Source organism: Pseudomonas sp. HP_08 (assembly GCF_055284095.1).
In genome coordinates this window covers 114,318-121,294 of the sequence record NZ_JBTOQC010000013.1, presented here as the reverse complement: position 1 = coordinate 121,294, position 6,977 = coordinate 114,318, and the positions used below count along the sequence as shown (strand labels likewise).

The following is a 6,977-nucleotide window of genomic DNA, read 5'->3' as shown; positions in this document are numbered from 1 at the left end:
GGGCCCTCGGCCGCCCGGGGCCGTCCCCCGCCCCCCCTCACCCCCGCCCCGCCCCCGGCCGCCCCCCCCCCCCCCCCCCCCCCCCCGCCCCCCCCCCCCCCCCCCCCCCCCCCCCCCCCCCCCCCCCCCCCCCCCCCCCCCCCCCCCCCCCGGGGGGGGGGAGTGCGCAATCGGGGATAGAGCCCTTATTTGAGCAGCGTCCAGCGGCCGTCCTTGACGGTGATCAGTTCGCGGCCGCGGTCGTCGAAGCCGCTGTGGTCGGCAGCGCTCATGGTGTACACGCCCTGGGTGCCGGGCAGTTCGCGGGTCTGTTCCAGGGCGTCGCGCAAGGCGGCGCGGAACTCCGGCGTACCCGGTTTGGCTTTCTGCTCAGCCAGCGGAATGGCCTTTTCCAGCAACAGGCCGGCGTCGTAGACGTTGGCGCCGAAGGTCGCGGGCGTCTGTCCATAGGCCTTTTTATAGGCATCGATGTAATTGACGGCCAGGGTCTTGGACGGGTGATCGGCAGGGATTTCGTCGATCACCAGCATCAGGCTGGCAGCCAGGATCGTGCCTTCGACCTTCTTGCCGCCCAGTTGCAGAAACTGCTCCAGCGCCGCACCGTGGGTCTGGTACATCTGGCCCTTGTAACCCTGGTCGAACAGCGTGCTTTGCGGCATCACCGCCGAACTGCCGGGTGCGGCCACCAACACAGCATCCGGACGCGCCATCAGCACCTTCAGGCCTTGCCCGGTCACAGAGGTGTCCTGGCGCTGGAAGCGTTCGCTGGCGACGATCTTGATGCCGTTCTTCTCGGCCAGGGCGCCGATCACCTTGGCCCAGTTCTCGCCATACGGGTCGGCGGTGCCGATAAAGCCCAGGGTCTTGATGCCGCGCTTGAGCATGTCCTGCATCAGCGCCTGGGCAATCAGGTCGTCATTCTGGGTGGTCTTGAACACCCATTTCTTCTGCTCGTTCATCGGCAGCACCACCGCCGCGGTGCCGACCGGTGCCAGCATCGGTGTGCCGGAGGCGGCGGCAAACTGGATCACGCCCATTGCGTTAGGCGAGCCGCTCGGGCCGATGATGGCGTCGACCTTTTCTTCATCGACCAGCTTCTTGAAGGCCTTGACCGAGGCGGTCGGGTCGCTGCCGTCGTCCAGCGAGATGTAGCGCACGGTCTGGTCGCCGACCTTGGTCGGCATCAGCGCCACGCTGTTTTTCTGTGGAATGCCTACCTGGGCAATCGGACCGCTGGAGGACGTAATCACCCCAATCGTCACCTCGGCCTGGCTCACAGTGGCCCAGCTCAGGGCCATGCCGGCGGCGCCGGACAGCAGGGCGGTGGTCAGTCGTTTTTTCATCTCGTTCTCCAGTGAGTGGAAGTCGACAAGGGCATCGAAGGCCCAAGGCTGTTCAAAGGTCGGCGTTGATGGAGCGATAGCAGGTTGCGTGCCAGCGATGGCGGCGCACCGAGGTCGGGCAGGGGCTGTTCCGGGCGTATGGCGGATGTTGCGAGTGCGGTGAAACGGCACCGCCAAACGGAGCTGGAAGCGCTGGAATAAAGGCTTTGGAGGGTATTTCGGAGAGGATTTTTAAAGGCATTTTTATGCTCTTTTTGGCGTGAAATTTTTATTATTAAGTGCTGCTTTTTATCTATTTCTACACAGGGCTGAGCATAGCCCTGCGCCATGGATTTTTACATCTGTTTTTTGAGTGTTATCTATAAGATGCTGTTTTATAACGATAAATAGTTGTTTTAAGGCCTTTTTCGGGCTTTTTGAAACTGCGCCTTTTCAGTGCCGAGGCCGAAAAATCGCACCAGAATGGAATGGAAAATTCCATTGAAAATTCAGTTGACTATTCAAGTAAATTTGCGCGATGTTTGAAAAAGGCCGGCGGGTAGCTGGCAATCAGGTTCGAACGAGGTAGCGCAGATGACGATCGTCGTGGAACAACTTTCTTTGGGTGGCCTTCAAGGCGGGCGTGGCTTGAGTGTCATGGTCAAGGACACCCTTGATGTCGCAGGCAGCCCAAGCCGTGCTTCAAGCCGCGCCCTGGACGACGCCCCGGCCGCCAGCGTGCATGCCGAAGTGGTCGACCATCTGCTGGCCGCCGGCTGCCGCTTGATCGGCAAGACCAGCCTGCATGAGCTGGCCTTCGGCACCACCGGCATCAATCGCTACACCGGCACCGCGCTCAACCCGCGCTTTCCTGAACGCATTCCGGGCGGCTCGTCGAGCGGTTCGGCGGCGGCGGTGGCGGCAGGGCTGGCCGACTTCACCCTGGGCACCGACACCGGCGGCTCGGTGCGCATTCCGGCCTGCTGCTGCGGCGTGTTCGGCTTCAAGCCGACCTTCGGCCGCGTCAGCCGTCGCGGCGTGATGCCCGAACACACCAGCCTCGATTGCGTCGGCCCGTTCGCGGCCTCGTTGCCCATGCTCGAAACCGCGATGCAAGCCATCGACCCGAGCTACCAGCCACAGGCCGTGCCTGCACAGTTGCGCATTGGCGTGATTCAGGTGTCAGCCAGCGCAGCGGTGCAGCACGTTATCGAGGGTGCACTGGCCGCCAGTGGCCAGCCGCTGACGCCCGTGCAATTGCCCTCTTTCAACGCTGCTTACGATGCGGGAATGGTGGTGATCAACCGCGAAACCTTCAACGCCTGCGGTCATCTTCTGCAAACCGGCAAGGTCGGTGAAGACATCGCCGGTCGCTTGGCGGCTGCCGGTAACACCACCGATTCGGCACTGGCCGAAGCCGAAAGCGTGCGTCGCCAGTTCACCGCCGAAGTCGACGCCGCGCTGGCCGAACACGATGTGCTGGTGCTGCCGACCATGCCCGATTTTCCGTTGCTGCTCAGCGAGGCCGCCGACACCCGCGCGGTGCTGGGCATGACTGCCTTTGTGCGGCCATTCAACCTCTCCGGGCATCCGGCCCTGAGCATTCCGCTGGGCAGCCCGCAAGGCCTGCCGGTGGGCCTGCAACTGGTGGGTGCCAAGGGCGCCGACGAGGCGCTGCTGGCCGCCGCCGGCCTGCTGCTGCAACGCCTGTATAGCAACCGTACCTGATCATGGAGCACCTCATGAACTCACTCAGTGCGCAGGCATTCGACGCCGCCGCCCACCTGGCATCGGGCCCGGCTTTCGAAGCCCTGCTCGAGACCATTCGCCACCGGGCCCGCGACGGTGAATTCGACCGCCAGCGGCATATTTCTGCCGATGTGATCGACGCCTTCAAGGCCCACGGCGTGTACCGCGCCCTGGTGCCCAAGCGCTTTGGCGGCCACGAATGCTCGCCGGCGCAGTTCTGCGCAATGATCGAGCGCATCGCCCATGCCGACGGTTCGGCCGGCTGGGTCGCCAGCTTCGGCATGAGCCCTGTGTACCTGGCGGCGTTGCCGCTGGACACCCTGGCGCAGGTCTATGCCAACGGCCCGGACGTGGTCTTTGCCGGCGGGATTTTCCCGCCGCAACCGGCCGAGGTGGTCGAGGGCGGTTTCAAGGTCAATGGTCGCTGGAAATACTCCAGCGGCTCGATGGGCGCCGACCTGATCGGCGTCGGCATCGCCCCGAAAAACGGCGACAGGCTCGACCTGCCGCGCCTGGCGGTAATGCCGCAAAGCCAGGCGCGCATCGAACAGACCTGGGACACCGTGGGCCTGCTCGGCACCGGCAGCCACGACCTGGTGGTCGAGGATGTGGTCGTGCCCGAAGAATGGACCTTCGTGCGCGGCGGTGCGCCGAACCTCGATGAGCCGTTCTTTCGTTACCCGTCACTGTCGTTCGCCACCCAGGTGCTGTCGGTGGTCGGTCTGGGCGTGGCGCGGGCGGCGCTGGACGAGCTGGCCGGCATGGCCAGCGGCCGTATCTCGGTCACCGGCGCCCCGGCGCTGGCCGACCGCCCGCTGGCCCAGGTCGAAGTGGCCAAGGCCGAAGCTGCCCTGCGTGCTGCGCGCTCGTTCTTCTACGAGTCCATCGAGCGCGCCTGGAACCACGTGCTGGCCGGCGATCCGGTGCCGGCCGAGGCCACCAACCTGCTGCGTTTGTCGTCGACCCACGCCACACGCATTGCCGCCGATGTCGCGCGCACCGCGCAAATGCTCTCGGGCATGAGCGGTGTGTACAACACCAGCCCCCTGGCGCGCTGCGTCAACGATGCGCAGGTGGTCACCCAGCACGCCTTCATGGGCGACGTCACTTATCAGAACGCCGGAGCGATGTTCTTCGGCAAACAGCCCCTGCCGGGCTACCTGTAACTTTTCGAGGAGCGAGTCATGAGCGAGAAAAAGACCCTGCGCGTGCTGTTTTGCATGGGCATCAACCAGAACTTCTTCGACGCCGCGCGTGAAGAGCAACTACAAGTCTGGGCCGCGTTCAGCGCCATGTGGAACGGCATTCATGACCTGCCGGGCGTGAGCGTGCTGGGCAACATGGACGACGACCAGGGCATGGTCGGCCCGTCCGACGGTTTTCCGTGGACCACCTACCTGCTGGCCGATGTGCCGGACATCGAAACCGTGCACGCCGCCTGCAACCTGTTCCGCAGCACCGCCGTCGGCGACGGCCCGTACAAGCTGTGGCGCTACGCCAAGGTCGAGGCCCGTGTGGGCCGCGAACTGATCATTCAGCGCACCTGAGTAAGCCGCCATGAGCCCGACCGACGAGCAACGCCTGCGCCGCTTTGAAAGCCAGCACGCCGTGCGCGCCTGCATGAACCGTTACATGGCGCTGTGCGACGCGCTGGACGAACACACCCCGCTGAATGAACTGGCCGGGCTGTTCACCACGGACGCGATCTGGGAAGGCAAGGGCGCGCGCTACGCCAACAGCTTCGGCGGTTATCGCGGTCGCGAGGCCATCGCAGCGATGTTCGCAGGCTACATGCAGCCGCCGGCGCACTTTGCGCTGAACGTGCACTTTCTCACCAGCGAGCTGATCGAGGTGGACGCCGAAACGGCCTTTGGCACCTGGGTGATGTTGCAGACCAGCACCTTCGCCAGCGGCGCTTCGCACCTCAACGCCGCACGGCTGAGCGTGACCTTTGCGGTTGAAGACGGGCAATGGCGCATGGCGCATTTCCAGACTGAAAACCTGTTCGGCCGCCCCGTGAGCGGCTGGAACAGCGACGCGCCCTTGCCGGTCCCCGACCGCAATGAGCAGTGAATAAACGCTACGCACTGAATTCTTGAGCTGTCGGCCACCAGAGCCGACGAGGAGACACCGTGACTAACCTGATTCCCGCTGTGAACCTGGCGGTCGACCCCGCAGAACTGGTCAAGGCCGACCGCGTACACACCGCGATGTACACCGACCCTGCGCTGTTCGATGCCGAACTGCAGAAGATTTTCTACAGCACCTGGGTGTGGGTCGCGCACGAAAGCGAGATCCCGGATTCGGGCAGCTACAAGAGCACCTACATCGGCAAGCAGCCGGTGATCGTGGTCCGCGACCGCAAGAAGGCCGTGCACGTGCTGCTCAACCGTTGCCGGCACCGCGGCGCCACCGTGTGCGAGCACAAGAAGGGCAAGGCCAACAGCTTTGTCTGCCCGTACCACGGCTGGAGCTACGGCCTGGACGGCTCGCTGCGCGCCATTCCGCACCCTGAAAGCTATGCCGACTGCATCGACAAGGGCGAGCTGCCGCTGGTCAGCCTGCGCGTCGAGAGCTACGCCGGGATGATCTTCGCCACCTTCAAGGACGACATCGAGCCGCTGGTGGACTTCCTGGGTCCTGCGAAAAAGTGGATGGACCTGTTCATGAAGCAGGGCGCCGGCTACGGCATCAAGGTGCCGGGCGAACACCGTTTCCGCTTTCCGGGCAACTGGAAGATCCAGCTCGAAAACACCACCGACGCCTACCACTTCCCGTTGGTGCACAAGAGCTTTTTGTCGTCGGTGGATGAACAGACCCTGGAGCTGTTCGACTTCGTCAAGGGTCCGGGCTACGTCGAAGACCTGGGCAACGGCCACAGCGTGATGGTGATGATCCCCGACCTGATCGACCTGGAAGCGGACCTCGACAAACCGATCCCCGAGCGCTTCGAGTCGCTGGCCGCCGAGCTGCGTGACGAAGGCCTGGAAGAAACCCAGGTAAGGCGCATCGTCCGCGCCGTGGGCGGCACCGGCTTCAACCTCAACCTGTTCCCCAATATCGCCTGCTCGATGGCGTTCTTCCGGGTGCTGCAACCGGTGTCGGTGACCGAGACCGAGATCCATCACTCGGTGATCACCATGGACGGCGGCCCGGCCGCCGCCAACCGCTACCGCCTGCGCCTGCACGAACACTTCCAGGGCCCGATGGGTTTCGGCACCCCGGACGATTCCGAGGCCTGGGAGCGCGTGCAGAAGGGCGCCAGTGCCGGCGAAGAGCTGTGGATCATGCTCAACCGTGGCCTGCCGGGCGAGAAGCCCAGCGAAGACGGGCTGATCTCCGACGTGAGTGCCGAAACCGGCATGCGCGCGGCGTATCAGCAATGGAAAAAGATGATGTCGGCCTGACCCCGGAGAAACCCATGAACATTCAATTGCTGCAAGAAGTCACCGCGTTCATCTGGGCCGAAGGCGACATGCTCGACCATGGCGAATTCGATACCTGGCTGAACCTGTGGAGCGACAAGGGCACCTACATCATCCCGATCGACCCGCGCGAAGAGGATTTTGAAAACACCCTCAACTACGCCTACGACGACCACCACATGCGCAAGCTGCGCGTGCAGCGCCTGACCGGCGGCGAGTCGATTTCGACCAGTCCGCAGCCACGCACCGTGCGCACTATTTCGCGCTTTCGGGTGCTGTTCGACGACGGCCATAACGTGACGGTGCGCTGTGCGCAAAACGTGCGCGAGTTCCGCAAGGACAGCCTCAAGCACTACAGCGCCGACCTGGTCTACGAGCTGGTGCGCTGCGAAGGCAGCTTCAAGATTCAGCGCAAGCTGATTCGCCTGATCAACAGTGACGATACCCTCGCGGGCATCGGCTACATCCTTTAAGGGGGCCG

7 protein-coding genes are annotated in these 6,977 nt (G+C 64.0%); 6 read left to right on the top strand and 1 reads right to left on the bottom strand.

Features of this window, described 5'->3' with window-relative positions:
* Positions 1-185: 185 nt before the first annotated feature.
* Positions 186-1,343 carry an ABC transporter substrate-binding protein gene (locus tag ACYAS9_RS14685; RefSeq protein WP_463569031.1) on the bottom strand — a complete coding sequence of 386 codons (1,158 nt, stop codon included), beginning with the start codon at positions 1,341-1,343 and terminating at the stop codon, positions 186-188.
* Positions 1,344-1,916: 573 nt separating this feature from the next.
* Between ACYAS9_RS14685 and ACYAS9_RS14680 the strand changes: the two genes are divergently transcribed.
* From ACYAS9_RS14680 to ACYAS9_RS14655, 6 genes are read left to right on the top strand one after another with little or no spacing between them, the layout of a single operon-like run.
* Positions 1,917-3,050 (top strand): amidase, encoded by a 1,134-nt coding sequence (locus ACYAS9_RS14680; protein WP_463569030.1) that lies wholly within the window; start codon positions 1,917-1,919, stop codon positions 3,048-3,050.
* Positions 3,051-3,064: 14 nt separating this feature from the next.
* Positions 3,065-4,237, top strand: a complete 1,173-nt coding sequence (gene iacA, locus ACYAS9_RS14675) for an indole-3-acetate monooxygenase (protein ID WP_463569029.1) — start codon at positions 3,065-3,067, stop codon at positions 4,235-4,237.
* Positions 4,238-4,255: 18 nt separating this feature from the next.
* Positions 4,256-4,618 (top strand): IacB protein, encoded by a 363-nt coding sequence (locus ACYAS9_RS14670; protein ID WP_122803502.1) that lies wholly within the window; start codon positions 4,256-4,258, stop codon positions 4,616-4,618.
* A gap of 10 nt (positions 4,619-4,628) precedes the next feature.
* Positions 4,629-5,144 carry a nuclear transport factor 2 family protein gene (locus ACYAS9_RS14665; RefSeq protein WP_463569028.1) on the top strand — a complete coding sequence of 172 codons (516 nt, stop codon included), beginning with the start codon at positions 4,629-4,631 and terminating at the stop codon, positions 5,142-5,144.
* A 59-nt stretch (positions 5,145-5,203) separates the two neighbouring features.
* Complete coding sequence (locus ACYAS9_RS14660) at positions 5,204-6,478, top strand: aromatic ring-hydroxylating oxygenase subunit alpha (protein WP_463569027.1); 1,275 nt, start codon at positions 5,204-5,206, stop codon at positions 6,476-6,478.
* Between the two features lie 14 nt (positions 6,479-6,492).
* The gene (locus ACYAS9_RS14655) at positions 6,493-6,969 is read left to right on the top strand and encodes an aromatic-ring-hydroxylating dioxygenase subunit beta (protein ID WP_463569026.1); all 477 of its coding nucleotides are present in this window, start codon (positions 6,493-6,495) and stop codon (positions 6,967-6,969) included.
* Positions 6,970-6,977: the final 8 nt, after the last annotated feature.

Coding starts and splice junctions, on each gene's coding strand:
- iacA (WP_463569029.1), top strand. CDS start 3,065: ATGAACTCACTCAGTGCGCAGGCATTCGACGCCGCCGCCCACCTGGCA.
- ACYAS9_RS14655 (WP_463569026.1), top strand. CDS start 6,493: ATGAACATTCAATTGCTGCAAGAAGTCACCGCGTTCATCTGGGCCGAA.
- ACYAS9_RS14670 (WP_122803502.1), top strand. CDS start 4,256: ATGAGCGAGAAAAAGACCCTGCGCGTGCTGTTTTGCATGGGCATCAAC.
- ACYAS9_RS14680 (WP_463569030.1), top strand. CDS start 1,917: ATGACGATCGTCGTGGAACAACTTTCTTTGGGTGGCCTTCAAGGCGGG.
- ACYAS9_RS14665 (WP_463569028.1), top strand. CDS start 4,629: ATGAGCCCGACCGACGAGCAACGCCTGCGCCGCTTTGAAAGCCAGCAC.
- ACYAS9_RS14685 (WP_463569031.1), bottom strand. CDS start 1,343: ATGAAAAAACGACTGACCACCGCCCTGCTGTCCGGCGCCGCCGGCATG.